This is a genomic window from Chondromyces crocatus (assembly GCF_001189295.1).
GTDB classification, from domain to species: domain Bacteria; phylum Myxococcota_A; class Polyangia; order Polyangiales; family Polyangiaceae; genus Chondromyces; species Chondromyces crocatus.
In genome coordinates, this window is record NZ_CP012159.1 from 5,472,926 (window position 1) to 5,498,473 (window position 25,548).

The 25,548-nt window shown below is 67.2% G+C and carries 20 protein-coding genes and 2 tRNA genes; 13 read left to right on the top strand and 9 right to left on the bottom strand.

Annotated features, from left to right (window positions below):
- Positions 1–21: 21 nt before the first annotated feature.
- Both CMC5_RS49190 and CMC5_RS20130 read right to left on the bottom strand, forming a co-directional pair.
- Entirely contained in the window at positions 22–528 is a 507-nt protein-coding gene (locus tag CMC5_RS49190; RefSeq protein WP_082362637.1) for a YkgJ family cysteine cluster protein, read from the bottom strand.
- A gap of 378 nt (positions 529–906) precedes the next feature.
- Positions 907–2,205, bottom strand: coding sequence for an FHA and sigma-54 interaction domain-containing protein (locus CMC5_RS20130; protein ID WP_050431939.1), 1,299 nt, complete (start codon positions 2,203–2,205; stop codon positions 907–909).
- A gap of 336 nt (positions 2,206–2,541) precedes the next feature.
- Between CMC5_RS20130 and CMC5_RS20135 the strand changes: the two genes are divergently transcribed.
- The 3 genes from CMC5_RS20135 (at position 2,542) to CMC5_RS20145 (ending at position 4,228) form a co-directional block, all read left to right on the top strand.
- A tRNA-Gly gene (locus CMC5_RS20135) sits at positions 2,542–2,616 on the top strand.
- Positions 2,617–2,746: 130 nt separating this feature from the next.
- Positions 2,747–2,821, top strand: a tRNA-Gly gene (locus CMC5_RS20140).
- Positions 2,822–3,064: 243 nt separating this feature from the next.
- On the top strand, positions 3,065–4,228 hold the full coding sequence (locus CMC5_RS20145) for an AAA family ATPase (RefSeq protein ID WP_050431940.1): 1,164 nt from the start codon (positions 3,065–3,067) through the stop codon (positions 4,226–4,228).
- 1 nt (position 4,229) lies between these two features.
- On the opposite strand, the gene CMC5_RS20150 is transcribed toward CMC5_RS20145, so the two are convergent.
- Positions 4,230–4,583: a cupin domain-containing protein gene (locus CMC5_RS20150; protein ID WP_050431941.1), complete on the bottom strand. Its 354-nt coding sequence runs from the start codon at positions 4,581–4,583 to the stop codon at positions 4,230–4,232.
- Positions 4,584–4,664: 81 nt separating this feature from the next.
- Here CMC5_RS20150 and CMC5_RS20155 point away from each other — a divergent pair, with 81 nt between their 5' ends.
- Positions 4,665–5,807: a pseudouridine synthase gene (locus CMC5_RS20155; protein WP_082362638.1), complete on the top strand. Its 1,143-nt coding sequence runs from the start codon at positions 4,665–4,667 to the stop codon at positions 5,805–5,807.
- Between the two features lie 67 nt (positions 5,808–5,874).
- Here the strand turns inward: CMC5_RS20155 and CMC5_RS20160 are convergent, their stop codons facing one another.
- Complete coding sequence (locus CMC5_RS20160) at positions 5,875–6,567, bottom strand: hypothetical protein (protein ID WP_050431942.1); 693 nt, start codon at positions 6,565–6,567, stop codon at positions 5,875–5,877.
- Positions 6,568–7,076: 509 nt separating this feature from the next.
- On the opposite strand from CMC5_RS20160, the gene CMC5_RS20170 reads away from it, so the two are divergent.
- From CMC5_RS20170 to CMC5_RS20200, 7 genes are all read left to right on the top strand, one after another.
- The gene (locus CMC5_RS20170) at positions 7,077–7,286 is read left to right on the top strand and encodes a ribbon-helix-helix domain-containing protein (RefSeq protein WP_050431944.1); all 210 of its coding nucleotides are present in this window, start codon (positions 7,077–7,079) and stop codon (positions 7,284–7,286) included.
- Between the two features lie 83 nt (positions 7,287–7,369).
- The gene (gene lepA / locus CMC5_RS20175) at positions 7,370–9,172 is read left to right on the top strand and encodes a translation elongation factor 4 (protein ID WP_050431945.1); all 1,803 of its coding nucleotides are present in this window, start codon (positions 7,370–7,372) and stop codon (positions 9,170–9,172) included.
- 164 nt (positions 9,173–9,336) lie between these two features.
- Complete coding sequence (locus tag CMC5_RS20180) at positions 9,337–10,749, top strand: M16 family metallopeptidase (protein ID WP_050431946.1); 1,413 nt, start codon at positions 9,337–9,339, stop codon at positions 10,747–10,749.
- Positions 10,746–12,032 (top strand): M16 family metallopeptidase, encoded by a 1,287-nt coding sequence (locus CMC5_RS20185; protein ID WP_050431947.1) that lies wholly within the window; start codon positions 10,746–10,748, stop codon positions 12,030–12,032. The genes CMC5_RS20180 and CMC5_RS20185 overlap by 4 nt, the downstream gene beginning before the upstream one ends.
- A gap of 396 nt (positions 12,033–12,428) precedes the next feature.
- The gene (locus CMC5_RS42760) at positions 12,429–14,090 is read left to right on the top strand and encodes a serine/threonine-protein kinase (RefSeq protein WP_082362640.1); all 1,662 of its coding nucleotides are present in this window, start codon (positions 12,429–12,431) and stop codon (positions 14,088–14,090) included.
- A 24-nt stretch (positions 14,091–14,114) separates the two neighbouring features.
- On the top strand, positions 14,115–15,101 hold the full coding sequence (locus CMC5_RS20195; RefSeq protein ID WP_050431948.1) for an outer membrane protein assembly factor BamD: 987 nt from the start codon (positions 14,115–14,117) through the stop codon (positions 15,099–15,101).
- The gene (locus tag CMC5_RS20200) at positions 15,101–16,393 is read left to right on the top strand and encodes a hypothetical protein (protein WP_050431949.1); all 1,293 of its coding nucleotides are present in this window, start codon (positions 15,101–15,103) and stop codon (positions 16,391–16,393) included. The genes CMC5_RS20195 and CMC5_RS20200 overlap by 1 nt, the downstream gene beginning before the upstream one ends.
- Here CMC5_RS20200 and asnB read toward each other — a convergent pair.
- The 4 genes from asnB to nadE form a co-directional block, all read right to left on the bottom strand.
- Positions 16,386–18,398, bottom strand: coding sequence for an asparagine synthase (glutamine-hydrolyzing) (gene asnB, locus CMC5_RS20205; RefSeq protein WP_050431950.1), 2,013 nt, complete (start codon positions 18,396–18,398; stop codon positions 16,386–16,388). The genes CMC5_RS20200 and asnB overlap by 8 nt on opposite strands.
- Positions 18,398–20,032, bottom strand: a complete 1,635-nt coding sequence (locus CMC5_RS20210; RefSeq protein ID WP_050431951.1) for a class I adenylate-forming enzyme family protein — start codon at positions 20,030–20,032, stop codon at positions 18,398–18,400. The genes asnB and CMC5_RS20210 overlap by 1 nt, the downstream gene beginning before the upstream one ends.
- Before the next feature lie 86 nt (positions 20,033–20,118).
- Entirely contained in the window at positions 20,119–20,376 is a 258-nt protein-coding gene (locus CMC5_RS20215) for an acyl carrier protein (protein WP_050431952.1), read from the bottom strand.
- Between the two features lie 158 nt (positions 20,377–20,534).
- Positions 20,535–21,509 carry an NAD(+) synthase gene (nadE, locus tag CMC5_RS20220; RefSeq protein WP_050431953.1) on the bottom strand — a complete coding sequence of 325 codons (975 nt, stop codon included), beginning with the start codon at positions 21,507–21,509 and terminating at the stop codon, positions 20,535–20,537.
- 262 nt (positions 21,510–21,771) lie between these two features.
- Between nadE and pyrR the strand changes: the two genes are divergently transcribed.
- A complete protein-coding gene (gene pyrR, locus CMC5_RS20225) occupies positions 21,772–22,317 on the top strand; it encodes a bifunctional pyr operon transcriptional regulator/uracil phosphoribosyltransferase PyrR (RefSeq protein WP_050431954.1) in 546 nt (181 codons plus the stop codon).
- Positions 22,314–23,264 carry an aspartate carbamoyltransferase catalytic subunit gene (locus CMC5_RS20230; RefSeq protein WP_050436018.1) on the top strand — a complete coding sequence of 317 codons (951 nt, stop codon included), beginning with the start codon at positions 22,314–22,316 and terminating at the stop codon, positions 23,262–23,264. The genes pyrR and CMC5_RS20230 overlap by 4 nt, the downstream gene beginning before the upstream one ends.
- A gap of 806 nt (positions 23,265–24,070) precedes the next feature.
- On the opposite strand, the gene CMC5_RS20235 is transcribed toward CMC5_RS20230, so the two are convergent.
- Complete coding sequence (locus tag CMC5_RS20235; protein WP_245678539.1) at positions 24,071–25,399, bottom strand: hypothetical protein; 1,329 nt, start codon at positions 25,397–25,399, stop codon at positions 24,071–24,073.
- Between the last annotated feature and the right edge of the window lie 149 nt (positions 25,400–25,548).

A 25,548-nucleotide genomic window follows, 5' to 3' on the forward strand; every position in this document is an offset into this window, starting at 1 on the left:
AGAGCTGTTCTGAGCGAGGCTCTAGAGCTGGAGGATGCGGGTCAGCGGTCTCCCCTGATCTCCCCCAGGTTGGTGCTTCGCCGCGAGTTCCTGCACGCGGCGAACCAGCGCTAGCAGCTCCTTGTGCCGCACGGGAGCACCGGACTCGGCTCGATCGCAAAAAAATGTGCGGCAGCCGAGTGGGCGATCCTCGTAGATGGCACATCGCCCGTCGTCCGAGAGGAGCGGGCATCGTCGTTCCGCCACCGGCAGGTGGCGCGGGGAGGGGCTGCTGGTTTCTTTCGCCGGAGTTCCCCGCCTTGCCCGCAACGCTTTGACGCCTCCGAGTGCAGCGACGGCGCGATGGATGGCTGCTACCTCCACACTGGTCACGTAGGGTTCACGCCCTGTCAGGCCGAAGCGGCAGCACTCCGTCGAGGCTGAGCAACTCCACGTCGCGAAAGCATCATCGGCATCACGGTAGATCTCCTCGAGCGTGGTCAGCCAATGGTCGTTTTCACGCTTCGAGCGACGCCTGTCTGCATGCATGCTGGCCTGATCCCCGTTCCGTTGGCGCGGATGGCGATGTGGATTTCGTTGCGTCTGTACGGCTGAACGGAAAGAGCGCCAAGGGGTTCCAGCGCAGGGGGGCCAACCGGCAGGAGGCGAGGGGGCTCGTGAGCGGGGCTGTCTCAGCCAGCTGCAACTGCTGCCCAGCGACCTGTGCTTCTCGTGTCTTTGAGGAGACGACGGCCGCAGCTCGGCAGACAGGAGCCCGTTGCGTCGCGAGAAGAAGAGGCGCCAACCTCTCGCGATCGCTTCAGGCAGCTGGGAGGTGATGAAAGGCTGGCGAGGCTGAACGAGACTTCCTCTCGGTAATCCGGGATGGAGCGAGAGGAAGCTGGGAGGGGAAAGGGTGAAGGCCGTTCAGCGAACTTTGCGGCGAGCGATGTCCAGGCCGAGACGATCCGCTTCACGGTAGATCGCCTGTCTGGACATGCCCAGCGCACGAGCCGCTGAGGCAACGGAGCCATTGGCCCGCGCAAGCGCGTCCTCCAGGCGAGCTCGCGCCAATGAGGGATCGGTTGCAGGCGGCAGGTTGGGCTTGAGCCGCGGTCCGCGAGAGAGCTGATCCGCGATGCTCGCGAGGGCGAGGGGCCCTTCCGGAGTGGCTTGGGCGGCTGTCGTAATCACGTTTTCGAGCTGCGGCACACCGCCCGGCCAGCCAGCGCGGACGAGTGCTTCGAGCAGATCGGGAGTGAATCGATCGAGAGCAATCCCCATCCGCTCCGCGATGTCCCTCACAATGAGGAGGATGTCTTCGCGTCGGAGCTCGAGTGAGGGGACGGTGAGCCGCTTACCAGAGAAGAGTGAGGCAAACCAAGGAGCGATGTGCCCATCTCCCGCGGCGCGATCCAGCGGCTGATCGGTGGTGATGATCAGCGTTGCCCCGGTCATCCTGCCCACGGCATGGGCAACTTCGAGCTGCTGCGGCCGCGGCAGCCGATCCGCGCTGTAGATCAGCCATGTCACAGGGCGAACCCCGGCAGGTGCGGGCGTCGTTCCTGCCTTCCCTGGGGTGCTCGGATCGTAGACGGTCGCGATGGGTTTCCCTTCGACCGTACCGTCGATGACAAAGATGTCGCCGAGGTTCTGGCGTAGCATCGCGGCCTGATGCGCGAGCGTGCGCTTCCCCACGCCGGGCGAGCCTTCGATGCACAGGTTCGAGCCGCGACGAACGAGGTCGAGCGCCGGCTCGATCCAGTCGCGGTGCTGTTTCGAGCCATGGACCAGAGGCCCAAGCCGACCAGGAATGCCCTCGTGAAGGTTGAGCTCGCGCTCCACGAACACGGCGATTTGCTCGCCGAGACGCACGACGTCGCCATGCATCACGTTGATGCGACGGGCTCGGACGCCGTTGACCCACGTGCCTTCCTGAGTGCCGAGATCCTCGATGTAGCAGCCGTCCGACCGAACGTTCACGCGGGCGTGCTCCGGGGCGATCCCGGGAATCGCCATGAGCGACTCTCTCTCGGCGCTACCAACGACGGCCCCATCGTTCAACCCCACCACCTGCGGTGGATGATTGACGCTGACCATCACCAGCCCCCAGCCACCCGCCGCATCACGGCGCTTGGCATGGATCCCTGATCGGTACTCCTTCTGGTGCGTGGCAGGGGCCGTTGCTTCCGCCAGTTCTACCCGCAAAACGCTTTGCTCACTCATTGTCCCCCCAACCCCCTAAGAGTCCTGACTGAAGAGCTGCCCCCAGCTCGTCGCGGGACCACCCCGCCTTGGAACAAGCGCTCACCAGTCGGGTTACTTCATCAACGAGGCGCTCGGCTCCGGCCACCCGGACGACCTCCTCGCTGACGACTTCGACACCATACTCGACCAGAGCGGCCGTGCAACCGCTGGGAACAAGAAGTTCGTGACGAAAGTCATCAAGCCCTTGACTTGGTGCAGTGCCATTGGTAGCAATCCCCTCGTTCCGACGGGCGTTCCCGCTAGGGAGCATCCGGAAGAATGCTGTACCGAGTCAGGTTTCTCCTGTACCGGTCCGCGGGAGTAACTCAGTGGTAGAGTGCAACCTTGCCAAGGTTGACGTCGCGGGTTCAAGTCCCGTCTCCCGCTCCACGTTCGTGTCTCAGTTCTCGACGAACTCGCGCTGCAGCTGGCGCTCGTGTTGTTGAGTCGATCTGAGCGATGTTGATACGGCAAGGGACTGGTCTCGGCCTCTTCATCTGAGGTTTTGACGGTTCTCTTTGCGGGAGTAACTCAGTGGTAGAGTGCAACCTTGCCAAGGTTGACGTCGCGGGTTCAAGTCCCGTCTCCCGCTCCACGCTGGTTCGTCTTGGCTGACGAGCGCGGTCTCCAGGTCCTCGCTGTGGCCTCCGGAGCCGAGTCGCCAGAGGTTCTGGCGGTCCAGGGCTATTGAGCGCTCTCTGCGCGTCACTGAGGGCCGCTTCGCTCGGACATTCATTCTGCTGGCGAGGCCTGGGCCTTCGCTCTGGCGCCTGGAAACGCATCTCGGGCAGCAACCGTGAGCGCCTCCAGAGGTTGCGCTGTGCTACCGATCGCGTCGATGTCTCTCCCTCTATTCGAGCGTCTGCGCTTGCTCGCGAGCAGGCTCGAGCAGCAGTTCCTTGGCAAGGACGAGATCATTCGTTTGCTGATGATCTCGGTCACCGCCGGAGAGCACTGTGTCTTGCTCGGCCCGCCGGGGACGGCGAAGAGCGCGCTCATCCGGACGCTCTCCGAGCTGATGCAGGCGCGATACTTCGAGTACCTGCTCACGCGGTTCACTGAGCCGAACGAGATTTTTGGCCCTGTGGACATCGGCGCTTTTCGCGAGGGGATCTACCGGCGAAACACGGCCGGGATGCTGCCTGAGGCGGAGATTGTCTTCCTGGACGAAGTCTTCAAGTCGAACAGCGCCATCCTCAACGCCCTCCTGACCTTGCTGAACGAGCGCAAGTTCACGAGCGGTGGGCAGGTGTTGCGATGTCCCCTCATCAGCGTGTTCGCGGCGTCGAACGAGGTGCCTGGGGATGAGACCCTGAACGCGATCTTCGACAGGTTCCTCATCCGTGTTCAGTCCGACAACCTGGACGCCTATCACTTCAACGAGCTCCTGCAGCGGGGCATCCAGCACGAGATCCGCCAGATGGCGAGCGAGCCCCTGAAGCCCCTGGTGCAGGCGGCGGAGCTTGCCGACCTCAACCGCTCCTTCAGTGCGCGCATGAAGTTCTCGGAAGCCTTCCTCTCCTCTTACAAGGGGCTGGTGTTCCAGATCCGTGCGGAAGGCATCTCCATCTCCGATCGCCGTGTCGTGAAGATGCTCAAGCTCTTCGCCACGAGCGCCTACCTCGATGGGCGCGATGCCCCGGACGCGAGTGACTTCTTCGTGCTGAAGCACATCTGGAACAACCAGGACCAGGCCGCCATCCTCGAGGGGATCGTGCAGCCCGTGCTCGAGAGCTACTACCGCGAGCACCCCGAACGCCGCCGGGTGGGTGCGTTGAGCGTCGGCATCGAGGCTCTTTCCGCCGAGATCGACCGGATTCGCCAGATCCTGACTGGAGGTGTTCCGGTCGGTGATGTCCAGCTCTTCAGCCAGCTCAAGGCGCTGGGTGAGATCAAGCAGGCGCTGGCTGGCATCAACGATCCCCGAACACGGGAACTGGAGCGCCGTGTGAGCGAGCTCCTGGAGGCCTCGTTCCGCAGTGGCCGCTTTGCGCAGATCTGAGTCAAGGGGAGCTGGTTCCCTCTCGTCCGTACGCATCCTCGAGGCGAACGACATCGTCGAGCTCGGGGGTGGAGACCTCGATGACCTCGACGTCCGTCACCGCCACCATCCTGTGAATCGTGCCTGGCGTGACATGAAAGACATCACCGGGGACCATCCTGCGCCTCTCGAGGTTGTCGACTGGGCCGATCTCCAGATCCATCTGGCCGTTCTGGATGAGCAGGGTCTCGTCTTTGACGCGATGGTACTGACGTGAAAGGCATTGCCCGGCGCGGATATGAAGGGCCTTGCCCACGTAGCGATCCGTCTCCGCCCAGATCAGCTCATGTCCCCATGGTTTGTCGACGCGGCGCATGCGCCGTGCTTATCACAGCTCCATGACGTAGGGAGCGCGCAGAGTGCCAGCGGGGCAGAGCCCTGGAAACATTGAGGAGTGATGGAAGAGCGATTGCAGAAAATCATTGCCCGTGCCGGCCTCGCATCGCGCCGCGCTGCCGAGGAACTCATCCTGAAGGGGAGGGTGCGCGTCAATGGACGCATCGCCACCGAGCTGGGTCAGAAGGCCGAGATCGGTCGTGACAACATCGAAGTCGACGGCAAGCGCTTGCTGCCCGAGCAGTCGGCCTACATCGTGCTGCACAAGCCTCGTGAGGTCGTCTCGACCGTCCACGATCCGGAGGGGCGCCAGACGGTCGCGGAGCTGGTGCGCGACATTGGCGTTCGCCTCTATCCAGTCGGACGACTCGATTATGCCACGAGTGGTGTCTTGCTCATGACGAACGATGGCGAGTTCGCTCATGCTCTCCTGCACCCGCGTGCTGGCGTGCCAAAGACCTACGTGGCCAAACTGCGTGGCGTCATGAGCGATGAGGACCTGGCCATCTGGCGCAAAGGGATCGACCTGGAAGATGGGAAGACACTCCCTGCCGAGGCGCGGATCCTTCGCCACGAAGAGGAAAGGACCTGGATCGAGCTGACGATTCGGGAGGGACGCAACCAGCAGGTGCGCCGCATGGGTGAGGCGACGGGATGGCCGGTCTTGCGTCTGGCGCGTACTGAATTCGTTGGAATCAGCAGCGAGGGCTTGCGGCCGGGGCAGTGGCGCTTTCTCACGACGGACGAGCTTCTGGACCTGCGCAAGCAGTATGGCGTGCCGAAGCGCATTCGTGGCGCGATGATGCGACCGGGGGTGCAAGGGAAGGTCGCCGTTCGCAAGGGGGGGGCAGAGGGGCGCAAGGGAGCACTCCCGCCGCGCGAGTCTTCTCGCACCGAGGAAGCGTCTCGCTCATTGCCCCCGAAGCGCGGTTCCACCAGGCCGACGACCGAGAAAGGCCGCTCCGAATCGCGAGGTCCCGCCAGGGGTCCCCGAGAGGAAGCGTCTCGCTTGGTGCCCTCGAAGCGCGGCTCCACCGTGCCGCCACCCGAGAGAGGCCGCTCCGAATCGCGAGGTTCCGCGCGAGGCTCCCGGCCGGCGTCTGCACGTCCGGGAGCAGGACGTCCCTTCGAAGAGCGAAGCGTCCCGTCGACCAGGAACTCACCGGATGGAAAGAGACGAGCGACTCCCGGAAGGCGGCGATGACCCCGCAGCTCGAGCTGCTCCGGGCCTCGTCTGACCCGTAGCTGGGAGACCGCGGGGCCTCCTGGGGCTACTCGGCGTCCCCCTCGGAGGTCTCCGCTGCGGAGGGCTGGCTCGCCGGCTCGGCGGGCTGCTCCTCGACGCGCTGTCGCGTCGCGTCGTGGTCCCAGCGGTCCACCCGCTCGTCTCCGTCCAGGTCCACGCCCATGCGTTCGAGTCTGCCTTCCCGGTAGATCTCCCATACATCGGGCCTCCCGTCGCCATTCGTGTCGCGCTTGATCCGCGCGACGCGCCCACCACTGTAGGACTTCCACTCGTCCACGTTCCCGTCGTGGTTCGTGTCCTGCTGAATCTCGGCGAGGCGCCCTTTGGCAAACGTGATCCACTTGTCGACGCGGCCATCATGGTTCGAGTCGACCTCCTCTGTCAGGGGCGCTCCTGCCTGGTTGTAGCGTCGGACCACATCTTTGAATCCGTCGAAATTGGTATCTGCCTCTCGGCAGAGCAGGACCCGTTGCTTGCCTTCACCGCTGCCCACGAGCCGAAATACCCGGCGTATGTTGAGGTGGGGCGCCCCTGGGCTCGCGGCCTCCGTCACCTCGCATTCCCCCGGGCAAGGCTGAGCACACATTGACCGATCGTTGGCAATGCTCTGGAGCGGCTTCTTCTTCGTCTCCGACGGTTCCGCAGGGCCATTGGTCACCGTGCTGCCGCATCCGACCATCGCGAGTGGAAGCAGAAGGAGCAGACCGAAGCATCTCATGCTGATTCAGCGAAGTCTGAAGGGGTGAACATCATATCGTCCGGCCGATTCTGTCATGCTCGTCAGCGGAGCGGACCTGGAAGCACCGTTTGATCCTGCCGGCCAACCGGGGGACCACACCATGCGCTTCCAGACCATGGAAGTCACTCTCCCCCAGCACCCCGCACACCCACGTGCGACCCTCGATCGCCTGCTCGCACGCGACCCTCACCGCCGGGTTCCCCGGGCCGTCTGAGCACCGGCACCCCTCTCCCCATACACCTCTCGCCCCCGTGTAAGCCTTCGTCCAGGAGGGTCAGATATGGCGAAATCAGCGTGAGTTTGCGCCTTCCATCACAATTGACATCACACGTACCGGCATCTAGGGTAACGCCTTGTCAGTGCCGCTTCTGGCGTTCCCGCCAGCGGCCGTGTACCTAGCAACATCGTACGGTGATGTGTGTCCCTGTAGCTGAAGGGCCAAGCCAGCCTTCTGGCGCAGCTCTCGTACGTGGACAGGTGGGCGTGGCATGTCGCGCAAGAAAGTCTCGACGACCATCTACATCACGCCCGAGCAGGCTGAGCGCCTGAAGCTCCTTCACGACAGGACGAAGGTTCCCATCGCGGTGTACATCAGGGAAGGCATCGACCTGGTCTTGAAGCACTATGAACATCACCTACCGGGGCAGATGACCCTGGAAGCCCCGCTGAGTACACCGGCTACCCCCTCCAAGAAGTAGCCTCGTGGCCTGGCGTGCCAGTGTGCGCTAGAGGCTGACGGCCCAGGCCGGGGGGCGCGTCTGCCCGGCGTCCGAGGTCGCTCATGACGGTTGATCCCGCTCTCATTCGTAATTTCTCCATCATTGCTCACATCGACCACGGCAAGTCGACCCTGGCTGATCGCATCCTCGATGTGACCGGCGCCCTCACTGCGCGCGAGCAGGTCGCTCAGTTCCTCGACAAGATGGAAATTGAGCGAGAGCGGGGGATCACCGTCAAAGCGCAGACCGTCCGGCTCGATTACAAAGCCCTCAACGGTGTCACCTATCGCTTGCACCTCATCGATACGCCAGGGCATGTGGACTTCCATTACGAGGTCTCGCGGAGCCTTCAGGCCTGCGAAGGTGCTCTGCTGGTCGTGGACGCCTCCCAAGGGGTCGAGGCTCAGACCCTGGCCAACGTCTACCTGGCCATCGAGAACAACCTCGAAGTCATTCCGGTCCTGAACAAGATCGATCTCCCTTCCGCGGACCCGGACAGAACGCGCCGCGAAATCGAAGACGTCATCGGACTCGATTGCAATGGCATCGTCCAGGCGAGCGCGAAGACTGGGCTCGGCATCCGCGACATCCTGGAAGAGATCGTCGCCCGGGTCCCGGCCCCGAAGGGCGACGCTGACGCCGCCCCCAGGGCGCTGATCTTCGATAGCTGGTACGATAGCTACCGGGGCGCCGTGATCATGGTCCGCGTCGTCGACGGTGTTCTCCGAAAAGGGCAGAAAGTCCGCCTCATGGCCACCGGGCGCGACTACGAGCTGGTGGAGATGGGCGTATTCGCGCCTCACCCGACCCCCATCACCTCGCTCGGCCCCGGCGAAGTCGGCTTCCTCGTGGCCAACATCAAGAGCGTCGTCGATACCAAGATCGGCGACACCGTGACGGATGCGGTCCACCCGGCAACGGTCCCTCTGCCAGGCTTCAAGGACGTGAAGCCCATGGTCTTCGCTGGCGTCTTCCCCACCGATTCCGGGCAGTACGAGGACCTCCGCGATGCGCTGTCCAAGCTGAACATGAACGATGCCTCGTTCGTGTTCGAGCCCGACACCTCCGAAGCGCTCGGCTTCGGCTTCCGCTGCGGGTTCCTTGGCCTGCTCCACATGGAGATCATCCAGGAGCGGCTGGAGCGAGAATACAACCTCGACCTCATCACCACCGCCCCCAGCGTGGCATTCCACGTCTACATGACCGATGGATCCATGCGTCGGATCGAGAACCCCGCGAAGATGCCGCCGACGCAGAGCATGGACCGCATCGAGGAGCCCATCTATCGGGTGATGATCCACGTCCCCTCGGGCTACGTCGGCGCCGTCCTCGCACTCTGTCAGGAGCGGCGAGGGGAGCAGAAATCGCTCCAGTATGCTTCGGCCGATCGCGTGATCATCACCTACGACCTCCCGCTCGGCGAGGTCCTCTTCGACTTCCATGACAAGCTGAAGAGCGTATCTCGTGGCTATGCCTCGATGGATTATGAACTCGTCGGATACCGCGCCGACGACCTGGTGAAGCTCGACATGCTCGTCAATGGCGAGCCGCTCGACGCCCTCAGCGTCATCGTTCACCGAGAAAAGGCCTACACGCGAGGCCGCGACCTCGCCGTGAAGCTGAAGGACATCGTCCCCCGTCAGCAATACGAAGTCGCCATCCAGGCTGCCCTCGGCACCAAGGTGATCGCCCGCACCACGGTTCGTGCCCTCCGCAAGGACGTCACGGCCAAGTGCTACGGCGGTGACATCAGCCGCAAGCGCAAGCTCCTCGAGAAGCAAAAGGAAGGCAAGAAGCGCATGAAGATGGTGGGCAGCGTGGAGATCCCTCAGGAAGCCTTCCTCGCCATCCTCAAGCTCGACTGACACATGACCGAGGCGGTCCTCCTGTCCTGGGGGCCGCCCGGCGGCCCGTGGTCGACTGGTGCATCACGTCCAGACCTTCATGACGCCCTTCAGCGCTCGCCCGATGAATTCGGTGGGACGACGGCCCCCCTCGCAGTTGGATACAACCTGTGGAGTCACGAGAGATGACGTCTGAGCTGCTCCAGGATCTGAATCGTGACTGCTCCCCGCTGGCGAGCGTCCGTCACGACGCGACGATAGCGTTCGGCCCGGGAATGCGGGTCGAGCGATTCGTACTGGGCAATGGCCTCAAGCTGCTGCTCCTCCAGGACCACGCTGCCCCGGTGATCTGCGTGCAGACCTGGTTCGGCGTCGGCTCGCGGCACGAGCGGCCTGGAAAGACGGGGCTGGCCCATTTGCTGGAACACCTGATGTTCGGCGAGACCGAGCGGCACCCTCACGGCGCATTTGATCGGCTGCTGGAAGAGGCGGGTGCCGAGACCAATGCAGCGACGTTCCTCGACTGGACCTACTACCACGCGGACCTGCCTCGCGAGGCCCTGGAGCTCACGCTCGGCCTGGAAGCCGAGCGCATGGCGCGTCTGGTCCTGCGGGACGAGCAGGTCGTGAGTGAAAAAGAGGTCGTCACCAACGAGCGCCGGCAGCGCGTCGACGATGACGTGGATGGCTCGGTGAACGAGTCGCTCTACAAGGAAGCCTTCCTCGAGCATGCCTATGGACGGCCCACCATCGGGTGGATGGAGGACATCAAGGGCTTCAGCGCCGAGGATTGCGCGGACTTTTACCGAACCTACTACGCACCGAACAACGCCACCTTGGTCATGGTCGGAGACTTCGCCCTCGGAGAAGCGCTCCGAGCGGTCCAGCGCCTTTATGGCGCGTACCAGCCGTCCCAGATTCCCATCGAGGACGTCCACCCTGAGCCCGCGCAGACCGAGGAGCGGCGCGTCCAGGTCCAGAAGCCCACCACGACCCACAAGCTGGCGATCGGCTACAAATCCCCCGCCCTGGGTGATTTCGACCACGCCCCGCTCGTGCTGTTGAACGAGATCCTCTTCGGAGGCCGCTCGTCGCGTGTTCATCGGGCCCTCGTACGTGAGGGAGAGCTGGCCAGCGAGGTCCGAGGCTGGGTGGGGTCGTTCCGGGATCAGGCGCTTTACGACATCTACGTCGCTGGCCGTGACGACCGCCACGGGGACGAACTGCTCGCAGCCCTCGACGAGCAGTTCGAGAAGGTGTGCCGCGAGCCTGTCTCCCAGTCCGAGCTGGATCGCGCCAAGGCACGCATCGAGCTCTCCACCCTCCAGGGCCTGGAGACGGTCTCCGGCAAGGCCGAGCAGCTCGGCTTCTTCGAGACCGTCCTCGGGGACCCTGCCGCCCTCTTCGACAAGCTCGCGGCATACCAGCGGGTCACCCTGGGCGACATCTTGCGGGTGAGCAGGCGCTACCTGCTCCCCAGCGCCCGCACCATCATCCACGTCGTCCCGAGCGGCGTCACCGAAGACGACGACGACGAGGATGACGACGACGACATCGCCTCCGACGACGCCTTCGCGCACCAAGGAGAGGCATCGTGAGCGATCCGAAACTCTACGTGGAGTCGAGCCATGGACTCCCCCTCGTCAGCCAGCTCGTCGCCTTTCGCTCGGGCTCTGCCCACGATCCCGTCGGCAAGGAGGGGCTCTCGCGCGTGACGGCGAGGATGCTCCGCCGCGGCGCCGAGGGCTACTCTGCCACCCAGATCGAAGAGACGGTGGACACGCTCGGTGGTGAGTTCGGCGCCGACGTCGGCATGAGCTCCACCTCGGTGCAGTTCGAGGTGATCAAGCGCTCCCTCGACCCCTTCGCCGCCCTCGGTGCCGTCATCCTCTCTCGCCCTGCCTTCGACGAGCAGGAGCTCGAGCGCCTCCTCCGCGAGACCGCCGCAGATCTCGTGGAAGCGCGTGACAGCGACGCCTCTCTTTGCAGCCGTGGCTTCCGGCGAGCGCTCTTTGCGGGCCACCCCTATGGTCGCCGCGTCGCCGGCACACTCACCTCGTTGCGGGCCATCACCCGGGACGACGTCGTCTCCTTCTACCGGACCCACTACACCCGCCGGAACGCCGTCGTGGCCCTCTCGGGGGACGTCGACCGCGACGAGGCCACCTCTTTCGTCGACCGCATCCTCGGAGCGCTCCCCGAGGGCGAGCGGATCGCGGATCCCGTGCCTCCTCCCGTCCAGCGGGCCGGGCGCCACCTCGTCTTCGTCGACAAGCCGGAGCGCACGCAGACCCAGATCACCCTCGGCAGCCTGGGGACCAGCGCGCACGATCCCGACCACATCCCCCTCCTCGTCGCGAACGCCGTCTTCGGGGGCAGCTTCACCTCCCGGTTGATGCAGGAGGTGCGGGTCAAACGCGGCTGGTCTTACGGCGCGTACTCACGGGCCGCCTTCGACCGCCAGAGGGAAGCCTTCTCGATCGGCGTCGCCCCGGCCGCCGGCGACGCCGCCGACTGCTTGGTGCTCATCCTGCAGCTCTTGCAGGCCCTGTGCGACGACGGCGTGACGGAGGACGAGCTTCGCTTCGTGAAAAGCTACCTCGTTCGCTCCCACGCCTTCGAGGTCGACACCGCCCGCAAGCGCGTCCACCAGGCCCTCGAAGAGGAACTCTTCGACCTGCCCTCGGGCTACCACGAGAACTACGTGGCGCGCGTCCAGGCCGTCACCCGCGACGAAGCGAACACCGCGCTCCGCGCCCGCCTCGACCCCAGAAACCTCGTCATCAGCATGGTTGGCACCCACGCCGAGATCGGCCAGGCCATCCAGAGCGCCATCCCTGATCTCCAGGGTGCCGAAGTGCTCCCGCCCGACTTCGAGTAGCGCCCACCCGACCTCGAGGTGCGCCGAGGCGCGGGGACACCGCGCCCCCGTCCCGCGCCCCTCCAACCACCCCTCCATTCCCCTCGCGGGCACGGCCAGGACGGCGCGCATGCCGCGAGAAGCGCGCGTGAGCTTCGGGAGAGGCCTGCCAGGGACCTCTCCGGGATCACATTCAGGTGGCCCGAACCACGCAAAGGGCTCAAGCCCTCAGCTGGGGACGCGCTGCGATCCGAGCCAGCCGTCACGCTCGTGGGGAGAGGTCCATCGACTCCGACCTGCAGGCCGCCCGCTCTCATGGCCCCCGTCGTCGACGGACCGTCACCTTCCACTTCGTAAGGTGCCGACCAGAGACCCATCCCACCCGACTGCGACATCGGAGTTACCAAGGGAGGCGCGTTGACCCCGTTCAGCGGGACCATCATTGCCGATCGCTTTCGCCTGGTGCGTACGCTGGGGGAGGGCGGTATGGGTTCGGTCTGGCTGGCCGAGCACCTGGGGCTCGACGTGCCTTGCGCCGTGAAGCTCATCCAGGGCGAGGCCCTCGGCTCCGACGAAGTGCGTCGCCGCTTCGAGCGCGAGGCGAAGATCGCGGCGCAGATCCGCAGCCCGCACGTGGTCCACATCCTCGATCACGGCGTCTGGGAGGACACCCCGTACATCGCGATGGAGTTCCTCGAAGGGGAAGACCTGGAGCAACGCCTCAGTCGCCTCGGGCGGCTGGACTCCGGCGACGTCGTCTCGATCGCGACCCAGGTGGCCCGGGCGCTGAGCAAGGCCCACGCGGCCGGCCTGGTGCACCGCGACCTCAAGCCCGCCAACATCTTCCTCGCCAGCGACGACGACCGCGAGATCGTCAAGGTGCTCGATTTCGGCATCGCCAAGGACGTCACCCCCACGGTCACCAGCACGACCAAGACGGGCGCCTTGCTCGGCACCCCGGTCTACATGAGCCCCGAGCAAGCCCAGGGCGTGCGCGCCGTGGATCACCGCTCCGACCTCTGGTCGCTGGGCGTCGTGGTCTTCGAGTGCCTCACCGGCCAGCTCCCCTTCATGAGCGAGGCCTTCGGCGACCTCCTCCTCAAGATCATGGTGCACCCCCAGCCGGTCCCGTCGAACCTCGCCCCCGTCCCGCCCGGCTTCGACGCCTGGTGGGCGCGCGCGACGCGAAGAGAGCCGGATCTGCGCTTCCAGAGCGCGAAGGAGATGGCCGAGGCCCTCAACCTGGCGCTCGGTGTCCGGGGGAGCAGCCACGAGCTGCGCAGCCACATGTCGGACGCCTTGCGCCTCGCGCGCTCGTCGTCGCTGTCGCTCGGCGCCCACCGCCGGCTGTCCGCACCACCGCTCCCTCCAGTCCCATCGTGCGCAGGCGACGCCGTCTTCGACGCCACCGTGGCTACGCCCGAGCATCCCACCGCGACCCGACGAAACGGAACCGCGGTGATGACCCCGCAGGTTCCACCTTCGGAGCGCGCCCCCATCTCGGCCGTCGCCAGTTCCGTGCAGACGCTGGCCCTCAACCGACCCGTTTCGTCCCGCAGGCGCTCGCCTCTGCCCACGGAAGGATTGGTCACGAACCCGGCCCTCGCCACGCCTCTCCCAGGGAACCGGCTGCACAGGCTCGCGGCTGGCCTCCTTCTTGGAATCGTCGTGGTGCCTGTGGCGGCATGGTTGCTGGTGCGCAGCGGAGAACCACCTCGGGCCGTGGCGCACCCCATCTCCTTCCGCCCATCACTCGAGCTGGAGGGCGCAATGAACGGCGAGCATCGGGACGCGACGTTGGATCCACCTTCCTCCGAGCTGCCCTCGTCGGTGGCGCCCCTCGCGGCCTCGGCCACCCGGCCAACCACGACGGCCCGCCGTCCCGTGGCGAGCCTCCCTCCCCGGAGCGGCGCTCTCGCCACCGAACGCCGGCCGATGCGCCCGGCGAGCCCGGCACTCCCCCTCGAACCGCCCGTCGCAGCGCCCACGCCTGCGATGCCGCCACCACCACCCCAGAGCGCACCCCAGCCCGTGAACTCTGCCTCCCGAAAGCGCGATCCGAAGGACTTCGGGATCTGACGCCCCGATCAGGAGCAGACCATCATGACGCTTCGCCTCTGCGCGCTGGGACTGGGTGCATGCTTGTGGTTCATGCCGACGGTGGCGCACGCCGACACCTCGGACGTCGATCGGGCGACGGCGCGCACCCTGGCTCAGGAGGGCCAGGACGCGCTGGACGATGGCGACTTCGACACCGCCCGTGATCGCTTCACCCGAGCGGACGCCATCATCCACGCGCCCACCTTGCTCATCGGCGTGGCGCGCGCTCAGGTGGGCCTCGGCCACCTCATCGAAGCCCAGGAAGCGTACAACCGCATCCTGCGCGAGGGCATCGCGCCCGACGCCCCGGAGGCCTTCACCCTGGCCCTGGAGGAGGCACGACGCGAGGTCCTCGAGCTCTCGCCCCGGGTCCCCGCCGTGACGATCCGCGTCGACGGCGCGCACCCCTCCCAGGTGATGATCGACGGCGTCCCGATCCCTTCCGCTGCCATCGGAGCACGACGTCCCGTCGATCCCGGCGAGCACACCATCCGGGCGATCGCCCCTGGCCATCGTGCCGCGGAGGCCAGCATCTTCCTCGCTGAAGGCACGCACCAGGACGTGCACCTCACCCTGGCCTCCACGACGCCCGAAGCCACGCCGCCGCGCCCCGAAGAGGCCCCCCTGGCGCCGCCTCGCTCCGGCTTCCCCAGCAAGGCCCTCGGGCTCACCGCCCTCGGCGTGGGTGGAGCGGGCATCGTCCTCGGAGGCGTCACCGGCATCATGGCCCTCGCGCGTCATGCGGCGCTCACCGAGGTGTGTCCGGGCGACGTCTGCCCCCGCCAGCACGAAGGCGCGCGTGACACCTACCGCACGCTGGGCACCCTCTCCACCGTCGGCTTCATCGTCGGAGGCGCCGGGATCGTGGGCGGAAGCCTCCTCCTGCTCACCATGCCCACCGTCGACGCCTCGCGCACGTCATCCCCGCAGGGTCTGCGAATCGCGCCGCAGATCGGGCCTGGCTACGTGGGAGCGAAAGGAAGCTTCTGATGAACGGCATCACCTCGCATCTCGGCTGGCTCCTCCTCGGCTTCACCTTCTCGAGCGCCGCCTGCAACGCGCTCCTCGGCGATTTCGAGCTGGAACCCGCCACCGAAGGGGAGCCGGCGATCACCGACGGACCGACGACGTCCACCACCTCCGCGGGAGGGCAGGGGGGAGCTTCCGGGGGGAACGCCACCGTGGCCGGCCCAGGTGGAGGCGACGGCACGGGTGGCGCTGCGGGCGGCCCCGAGGGGGGCGAGCTCCCGTGCGCCTCCGACTGCCAGGCTGGGTTTGCCGACTGCGGCGTCTGCGACGGCGTCTGCGACACCTTCCTCCTCGGCCAGGACGACGGCAACTGTGGCGAGTGCGGGAAGACCTGCGAGACCGGCGCGTGCAATGCGGGGAGCTGCGGCCCGGTGCTCGTGGCCGACAACCAGCTCGGGCCGGTGAGCCTCGCCTCGGACGGCACGTTCCTCTACTGGGTGAACCAGGGGAGCCTGGTCGACGCGACTGGCTCCATCGTCAAGCGCCCGATCGCGCTCGATGGGCCTGCGCAGACCCTGATCGGCAACCAGGGCGCGCCGAGTCGCCTCGCGCTCGATCGCGGCTTCCTCTACTGGACCCGACGCAACCCCCCCTCCGTGGCCCTCATGCGCATGGGCCTGGATGGCAGTGGCATCCTCTCCCTGAGCGGAGGCACCAGCCTCGTCGGACTGGCCCTGGATGGAGAGGCCCTCTACTGGACCGACCAGTACGCCAACAAAGTGCGCCGGATGGCGTCACCAGGCACTCAGGGCTCCTCCCTGGATTTCGTCAGCTCCCAGTCCGGCGCGTACGGCGTCGCGGTCGATGCCACCCACGTCTACTGGGTGAGCCAGGGCAACCGGACCGTGATGCGCGCGACCAAGGCCTCCAAGATCCCGACCATGATCTGGACCGGCACCACGGGTGTGGACCTGCGCTCGATCGCCGTGGACGACAAGTACGTCTACTGGACCACGGAGCCCGATCGCAACGCGTCCGGTGCGCCCCTTCGCGGCGCGATCATGCGCTACCACCTGAGCAGCGCGACCATCGAGCCGCTCGGCGAGAGCCCCGCCCCGAGGGACATCTTCGTGGACGGCGAGCGTGTGTACTGGAGCGACTCGAGCGACTTCGGGATCTTCTGGGTCCACCGCGACGAGAACTCCGCCTCCCAGCACCGCATCCCCGCCACGGGTCCGACGCTGACGGTGACCACCGATGCCACGCGCATCTACTGGTCGACGGAGCGCGCCATCTACAAGATGGTCAAATAGGCGCGAGCACCCGATCCACATCCACCCCCAGCTTTCCGCTCGCGTCTTCGCCAGCGGCGCGCAGGCGGGCGCCATCGATCAGATCCCGCGCCATGAGCTGCGTCGACAGGATGGCGCAGAACGCCATGTCGTCCGTGTTGCTCATCGCCTTGCCGCCGGTCTTCTTGCACTTGGCCACGAGCGCCGCCACGAGCTGAGGCTGCCACACGCCGGCGGCCTGGATCGCCTCGGGCGACAGGCACTCCTCGACGTAGCGCGGCACCTCCGCTCCGAAGAACGGAGCGACCACCGGCGCGCGGTAAGGCTGTTTCGTCCGCGCCAGCACGCTCGGCGGGAGAATGTCGCGCATCGCCTGCTTGAGCACGTGCTTCTCGTCGAGCACCCGCAGCTTGAGCGCGTCCGGCAGCGCATCGGCGACGTCCATGACCCGCGGATCGAGGAAGGGGAACCGCCCCTCGACCGAGTTCGCCATCATCATCCGCTCCCCCTGCGACGACAGCAGGTACCCCGAGAGCAGGGTCACGATCTCCAGGTACTGCGCGCGGGCGAGCGGCGACCAGCGCATGTAGTCCTCCGGCAGCCGCGCGCGGAGCTGCTCGACCGCCGCGTCGGCCGCGAGCCCCTCGCGCATCGCTGGATCCAGCATCAGCTTGATGCGCCCCGTCCCATCCCAGCGCGGCCGGTGCGAGTAGAAGGGATCGTCGGTCTGGCTCAAGTTCCGGCCGAAGAACGCCTTCGCCATCTGCACCTGCGCCACGGGGGAGCGCTGCAGGTAGGGGTAGAGCCGCATCAAGAGCTGCGGCCGGAACTTGCTCTCGGGGTGGCGCGCCCAGAAGCGCCGCACCCGATCCTCGCGGAAAATGTCGTAGCCCGCGAAGAACTCATCGGCCCCTTCGCCGGTCAGCACCACCCGGTAGCCGCTCTTCCGCACCAGGCTCGCCAGGATGAAGAGCGGCGCAGGAGCCGTGCGCAGCAAGGGCGCCTCCGCGTGGTAGACGACCTCGGGGAACACCTCGGCGATCTGCGGATCCCCGCACCGGATCGCGGCGTGCGCCGTCCCCAGGTGCGCCACCGCGGCTTGCTGGTGCTCGGCCTCGTCGAACTCGCGGTTGTCGAACTCCACCGAGAAGGTGCGGAGCGGGATCTCGCGGTTCGACGCGATGAGCGAGGCCACGATGGTCGAGTCGAGGCCACCCGAGAGGTAGCTGCCCACGGGCACGTCCGCGCGCAGCCGGATGGTCGACCCACCCTGGACCGCCTCGCGCACCCCGGCCATGGCCGCCGCCTCGTCCCCGCCTCGGGAAGCGCCCTTCTCCGGGAAGTCGGGCCGCCATCGGATGCTGACCCGCGGCTCCCCGTGCTGTCCCACGTCCATCACCGCCACCGACCCGGGCGGGAGCTGCTGCACCCCCCGGAACGGCGTGAGCGGCGCGATCGGCGCCCAGAAGGTGAGCGCCTCGTCCAGCCCCTCCTTCGAGAAGCCCCGCGGCACCGACGGATCCTGGAACAGCGCCTTCACCTCGCTCGCGAAGCGCAGCACCCCCTCGTGGACCGTCCAGAAGAGCGGGTTGATGCCCACCCGATCCCGCGAGAAGAGCGCTCGCTTCCGCGCGACGTCCCAGAGCACGAACGCCCACTGACCGTTCAGCCGATCCACCATGGCCTCGCCGTATTCGGCGTAGGCGTGGATCAGCACCTCGGTGTCGCTCTTCGTCCGGAACCGGTGCCCCTTCGCGCTCAGATCCTCGCGCAGCTCGATGTAGTTGAAGATCTCGCCGTTGAAGCAGACCCAGATCGACCCCTCGGCGTTGGCCATCGGCTGCCAGCCGCCGTCGAGATCGATGATCGACAACCGCGCGTGCGTGAGCGCCACGTGCTGATCACGGTAGATCCCGTAACCGTCAGGCCCCCGGTGACGGATCGCGCGCGCCATGCGCAGCGCGAGCTCGCGATCGGGAGGTGGAGCATCCGCGCGCACGTTGATGAGGCCAGCAATTCCACACATCAGACAAGCTCGCTCTTCTTGACCTTGCCGCTCGCCGTCTTCGGCAGAGCATCCACGAACTCGACGAACTTGGGCACGGCGACCTCATCGAGTTCGGCCCGCACGCGACGCCGGATGTCGTCGGCGCTCACGTCGCCCTCTGCTCCCTTGACCACCGCGACCTTGATCGCCTGACCCAGCACCGGATCCGGCACCCCCACCGCCGCCACCTCGATCACGCCGGCGATCTTGCAGATCACCGACTCCACCTCCAGGGGGCTGACCTTCTCCCCGCGCGTCTTGATGACGTCGTCCTTGCGCGCCACGAAGTACAGGTAGCCGCTCTCGTCGGCCTTGAAGAGATCCCCCGTGTGCAGCACGACCTCGCCCGGGATCGGCCCCGGCTTCAGCGCGCGCGCCGTGGCCTCCGGGTTGCGCCAGTAGCCGCGCATCACGTTCGGACCGCGCACCACGAGCTCTCCCGTCTCTCCGGGCGCGGCGTGGGTCCCGTCCTCACGCTCGATCCACAGCTCCTCGTTGGGCATGGCGATCCCGACCGACGCAGGACGATCGAGCGCCACCTCGGGAGGCAGGTAACACACCCGCGTGCACTCGGTCTGCCCGTACATCGCGAAAAAGCGGACCTGCGGCAGAAGCTCCCGCAGCCGCACCACCTGCGCCGCGGGCAGCCCGTAGGCGGCGTTCGTCATGTAGCGGAGGGCGCTGAGATCGGCCTTGGCCATGTTCTTCAGCGAGAGCATGGACGCGAAGATCGTCGGGACCCCTGCGAAGCCGGTGACCCGCTCCTCTGCCATGCGCTGCACGATGGGCCACGGCATCCCGAACCCCTTCTCCAGCACCACCGTCCCGCCGAAGGTGTGGGTCACGAGGAGCTGGAACAGCCCGTAGGTGTGCGACAGCGGCAGGACGCAGAGGGTCACGTCGCTGGCCGAGTGATCGAGGTAGGCGCCGATGGCGGCGGCGCTGTTGCGGAGGTTCTGGTGCGTGAGCATCACCCCCTTGGGCTCGCCGGTGGAGCCGCTCGTCCAGCAGAGCGTGGCGAGATCCAGCTCGATGGCGCGTCGCTCGGGGGCGTGCGCTCCCGCGTTCGACAGCGCCTCGCCGAGATCCAGTCCGCCGACGAACGCAGGCCCCGGCGCACCGGGCGCGCTCGCCGCCGCCGGACCACCCCCTGCGGCTGGCACCGCTGGAGCGGGGGGCGTGGGACCCTGGAGGAAGACCGCTGCGGGCCGCGCGGCCTGCGGCAGGCCGTCGAGGGAAGCCAGGCACTCCTGCATGCTCCGGGCGATGATCAAGGCGCGCGCCTCCGCCAGCGCCAGCACCTGGCCGAGGCGCCGCGGGCGCGTGTTCGTCGGCAGCAGGGAAGGGACCCCGTCGGCGCGGATCGCCCCGTAGTAGCTGACGACCGCGTCGACGCCGTTGTCGAGCGCCACCACGACCCGCTCGCCACGGACGACACCCACCTCGCGCAGCGCCGACGCGCAGCGATCGACGAGCGCGTTCAGCTCACCGTACGAGATCCGGCGCCCCTCGGAGACGAGCGCCAGCCGGTCCGGCGTGGACTCCGCGAACGCGCGGAGCGCATGATCGATGAGGAAGCGATCCGACAGCGGATCGCGGATGGCGGTGTGCACGGCGTTCCCCTCGGGCTCCTCGAGAACGGGGCGGAGCCAGTGCCCGCGGCGCCCACGCTCCGGGATCGTGGCCCGGTGGGGCGCCTCTAGTTGCTCTTCTTCCGCTCGACGTAGGAGATGAGTCGGGCGATGGAGCCGAAATTCTCCGGTACCATTTCTTCGTCGTCGACCTGGATCCCGAGGTCCGACTCGAAGAACTGGACGATCTCCAGTACGGCCGTCGAGTCGAGGATGCCCTGGTCGAGGAGAGGAACCTCTGCTCCGAGATCTGCGGTGGCTCCGCGATATCCGAACGAGGAGACGAGGAAGTTTCGGATCGTGGTTTCAGTGCTCGCGGTGCTCATAAAATTCAGCAGTTATGTTTATCACTTCGTGGCTTTGTGTGTCGAGCGCTCATGGCCGCGCAGCGCGCCGTGAGACGCGGTGAACGCTGCGTGGCGGAGACGGTCACGCGAGCGAACCGGAGAACGCACGCGCGACCGTCGACGTCATCCCGTCGTGGTCATCCCTTGACGGGATCTTGCACGAGGTACGGCCGCGCATGCAGGTACTCGGACACGCGGCGCTTGGCCTCGATGTCCTTGTAGACACGCTCCACCTGCTCGGGCGTGATGCCCACCGCAGGCGCCGTCTCCGCCGCAGGGATGCCGTGGTTGTGCGCGTAGAGGCACAGATCCATCTTGTCGTGCGGGAGCGAGAAGTAGAACTCGTCCTGGCCCTGGGGCAGCGAGAAGGTGTCGGTCGTCGGAGGACGACGTCGGATCTCCTCGGGCACCCCGATGTACTCGGCGAGCGCGTAGACCTGCGTCTTGTAGAGGTGCGCGATCGGCTTGAAATCGGCCGCGCCGTCGCCCTGCTTCACGAAGAAGCCCTGATCGTACTCGAGCAGGTTCGGCGTGCCCGCCACGGCGTAGTTGAGCCGGTCGCCGTGGTAGTACTCCATCATCTTGCGGCAGCGCTGCTTGAAGTTCGTCGCCGCGACGAGCTGCAGGTAAGCCTTGAGCGGCAGCCGCCGCGTCCTGGGCTCCTCGCCGGGCGGCTGCACCGTCAGCTGCGAGACGTTGAGCCGATCGCCTTCCAGGATGGAGGGGAGGGTGATCTTGAAGCGCCACCCCTCGACGTACTCCGGGAAGACCATCCGGATGGCGTCGTCCTGGCGGGCATAGCAGCCGAAGCCGGCGAGCGCCGGGCGGATGCTCTCGACCACTGCCTCGATCCCGAGCTGATCCGCGAGCGTCCTGCCGAGCCGCAGGGCGTCGTCGGAGGTGTCGCGCTCGGGCATGAAGAGGCCGACCACCTTGTCCTTGCCCAGCGCGCGGGCGCAGAGGGTGACGACCACCGAGCTGTCGATCCCGCCGGAGATACCGACCACGGCGCCCCGACGACGGAGCTTCCCGAACACCTGATCCCGGATGGCTTGCTCGATCTCACTCGCCACGGCCGGGGCATCGATCTTGAGGACGTCTCGCGAAAACATGAATGCCTCTACCTCTTCAGCAATCGAGGGAGCCTATCGGAAACCCGGGCGACTGTGAAACCCTCCCGAGCGCTCTCGTGACGCGAGCGCGTCGGCATCGAAGCGCGACGACGCGCGAGCGCGCCCGAGGGCCTGTCTGGACGGTGCCCGGGCGGTCGGGCACCGTCTGCGACGTGCAAGCCAGGCCCCTTCCCGTGGGCACGCGGTCCGGGTTGGCCCCACTTGGGGACCGGTCAGGCACGTGGTAGCCCTGCCGCCGCGTATGGAAGTGATCCTGGATCCGGCAGCGATCGGGCGTGGCCTCCGGCGCGTCGCCGGAGAGATCGCAGAGCGGGGCCGCGGGGTGGACGATCTCGCGCTCATCGGCATCCGGCGAGGCGGCGTGCCGCTGTCGCATCGGCTCGCCGCGTTGCTCCTCGAGATCGAGGGGCACGCTCCGCCCGTCGGCGCGGTGGACATCACCCTCTACCGGGACGACGCCGCCACGGCCCTCCCGAACCCGCGGATTGGCCCGAGCCACATCCCGTTCCCCGTCGACGGGCGGCGCATCCTCCTCATCGACGATGTCGTCTACACCGGGCGCACCATCCGCGCCGCGCTCGACGCCGTGCTCGACTACGGGCGGCCGCGGCGCATCGAGCTGCTGGCGCTCGTGGACCGGGGAGGGCGGGAGCTGCCCATCCACCCGGATTACGTCGTCCGGAGCGTCGAGGTCGCGAGCGAGCGCAGGGTCGAGGTGATCGAGCGCGACGGTGAGCTGTGGTCGGTGATCTCCCCCGCCGACGGCCCGGCCACGGTGGGCTCATGAAGCGGATCTTCCCGCACCGCCACCTGCTCGGGATCGAGGGGCTGACGCGCGACCAGATCCTCGCCTTGCTCGACGCGGCCGAGTCGTTCTTCGACGTCTCGCGCCGGAGCGTCCGCAAGGTGCCGACGCTGCGCGGCAAGACGATCATCAACCTCTTCTACGAAGCATCGACGCGCACCCGCACCTCGTTCGAGCTGGCGGGCAAGCGGCTGAGCGCCGACGTCATCAACATCAGCGCCTCCACGTCGAGCACGGTGAAGGGCGAGAGCCTGCTGGACACGGTGCAGAACCTGCAGTCGATGCAGCCCGACGTGCTGGTGATCCGGCACAGCGCCTCGGGGGCGCCGCATCACGTCGCGGCGCGCATTCGTGCCGCGGTGGTGAACGCCGGTGATGGGACGCACGAGCACCCGACGCAGGCGCTGCTCGACGCATTCACCATCCGGCGCAAGAAGGGGGCGTTCGAGGGGCTCACCGTCGCCATCTGCGGCGACGTCCTCCACAGCCGGGTGGCGCGCTCCAACGTGCGGTTGCTCAACGCGCTCGGTGCCCGGGTGCGACTCGCCGGTCCCCGCACGCTCCTGCCGCCGGCGGCCGAGTCGCTCGGTGCGGAGGTCTACCCTCGTCTGGAGCCCGCGCTGGAGGGGGCCGACGTGGTGATGATGCTCCGTGTCCAGCGCGAGCGCTTGCAGGGCGCCTTCCTGCCCACCAGCCGTGAGTACAGCAGGGCCTTCGGCCTGAACGCCGCGCGGCTCTCGCTGGCGAAACCGGATGCGCTCGTGATGCACCCGGGGCCCATGAACCGGGGCGTGGAGATCGATCCCGCGGTGGCCGACGGTCCCCAGAGCGTGATCCTCGACCAGGTCGAGGCCGGGGTCGCCGTGCGGATGGCCGTGCTCTGGGTGCTCGCTGCCGAGTCGAACGAGCCTCCGCCCGCTGCTGGCTGACGCGCGTGCACCGTCGTGCCGTGAGGAGCAGCGCGCCGAGCCCGTGGTGGCGAGGGCACGAGCGAATCCCGGCGCGTGGGGTACGTATGCCCTGAGTGGATGTGAAGAGGGCGTCGAGGTGAACCAGGTGTCGGAGACGGTGTCATTCGGCGGGTTGCCCTCGTGACCTGGTGACGGAGGCGAGCGCCAGGGGTGGGGTCTGCCCCGGGACCAGGTGACGGCGCTCGTGGACGAGCCCCGGTCTCACGAAACACGTTCGCAGAAGCAGGGACCACCACCCCTTCGACCAGGAGCGGCGCCGGGAGCCGAGCGCAAGAGCTTCGCTGCGATCAGGCCATGACGGCGTCGCTGGCCGATGTGACCAGGGGGCACGAGCAACCGGAGGGCATCGTGGGAGCTCCGTGGGGTGGCGCTCGAAACATGGTCGCGTCGGCGGCTGACACGACCATGTTTCGAGCGTGACCAGGTCGCGTCGGCCGCCGACGCGACCATGTTTCGAGCGTGACCAGGTCGCGTCGGCCGCCGATGCGACCTGGTCACGCTGCAAAAAGGGGCCACCGCCTCTGTGCGCGCAAAAATATGTTTGAGATCATGTGGTTCCAGCGGTCATCGGCGGTGCATCGCTCGTCCCGTGAGCAAGCCTGGACGGATTTTTGGAACCTGGTGCGCCAGCTCTGGTGCGCCAGCTTGCTGCTTGCTTCGTCTGTCTCACGGATTGGATGTGGGCTTCTTCACGCTTTTCGGCCTGGCGTCGCTGCGTGGAGGAGAGCGGGTGCCGCTCGTCGGAGAGGTGGGGCGGCACACTGTCAGTCGGGCTGGTGCAGGACGCGCTGGGTCCGTTCGAGGAAGTAGTACCGCTCGAAGCCGGCGCGCTGGAACGTGAGCGCGCCAAAGGCGTTGATGGCGATGGCCACGATCCCGAGCGCGTAGAACGGGGCGCGCAGGCGCCGTCCACTCGCCGCGATCATGGCGAACAGGAAGGGGGCGTAGTCGTTCGAGAACCGGTAGCCGAACTGGACCCAGCCGCTGTTGTGGTAGAGCAGGTCGAGCAGCGCCAGGGGGCCTGCCGTCGCGGCGAGCGCCCAGAAGAGGGATGACGTGCGTCGCGGCCAGAGGGCCCAGGCGTAGAGGGGCGTCGTCACCCAGAGCGCGAGGCCGTGCACGTTGATCTGGAACGGTACGCCGTCCACGCCGGTGTAGGGCAGCGACGTGAGCATCACCGCAAGGTTCCGCGGCAGGTAGTGGTACGAGAACAGGCCCCAGCGCTCGACGCGCGGGCGCCACGCCGTGACGAGGTGGGTGTGCCCGAACTCCATCGGGTCGCCGAAGCGGGCGTGGTTGTGCCAGAGCAGGAGGGCGAGGATCGCGACGCAGGGCGCAGCGAAGAGTCCGAGCTTCGTGGTGCGGGTGACGAGGTCGCCGCGATCCCGGCTGACGCGGTGGAATTCCCAGAGGAAGAACGGCAGCGCGAAGCCGAGCGGGGTGCGCGTGGCGAAGCCGAGGCCGAGCGCGAGGCCGGCGAGCACCGGGTGGGCGGCGTCGATCGCGCCATAGAGATACACGCAGGCGAGGAGCGCGCCGACCACGTGCGCGGCGAACCAGACCGTGCCCTGCACGGCGGTGAACCAGTAGACGCTGCCCAGCGCGAAGAAGATCGAGAGCGCGGCGTTCTCCACCTGGGTGCGGCGGGTGCGGGGCGCAAGCTTCTCGAGCGCGAGGAAGAGCACCGCGGGGGTGAGGCCGGCGAGGACGATGAAGAACCGACCATCCTTCACCAGCTCGGCGCTGCCAGCGAGCTTCACCAGGGGGACGAGGAGGACGGCGGGGAAGGGGGGGAAGCTGATGAAGTACTTGCCGTCGAAGACTGCAAAATCGTTGTGCCCCGTGTAGGCCGGGGGCTCGCTGCCGAGATCGAGGCGGCCCTCCAGCCAGCTCTGCGCGAGGAGGGCGAAGTGGTTGAAGGGGGTGTGCGCCGTGAGCTTCGCCTGATCGGCCGACAGAAAGAACACGAGCGCCGTCAGCCCGTAGAGGGCCGCTGCGGCGACCCAGCGCCATCGAGCGCGCTCGTCCGGAAGAGGCGTGCTGCGCGCGGACGTGGGCGCTTCGGGCGTGGCGACCTGGCGCTTGCCTGTCATCGGGACGGGGACGCTACCACGCGCAGCGAGCACGACTGGCGTGTCCGGCGCGTCGGCGTGCCGCCGTACCACCGCGCCGGCGTGCCGCTGTGCCGCCATGCCGGATAGAGAAGAAGCGGCGAGAGATGCACCTCGGCGGCTCTCTGACG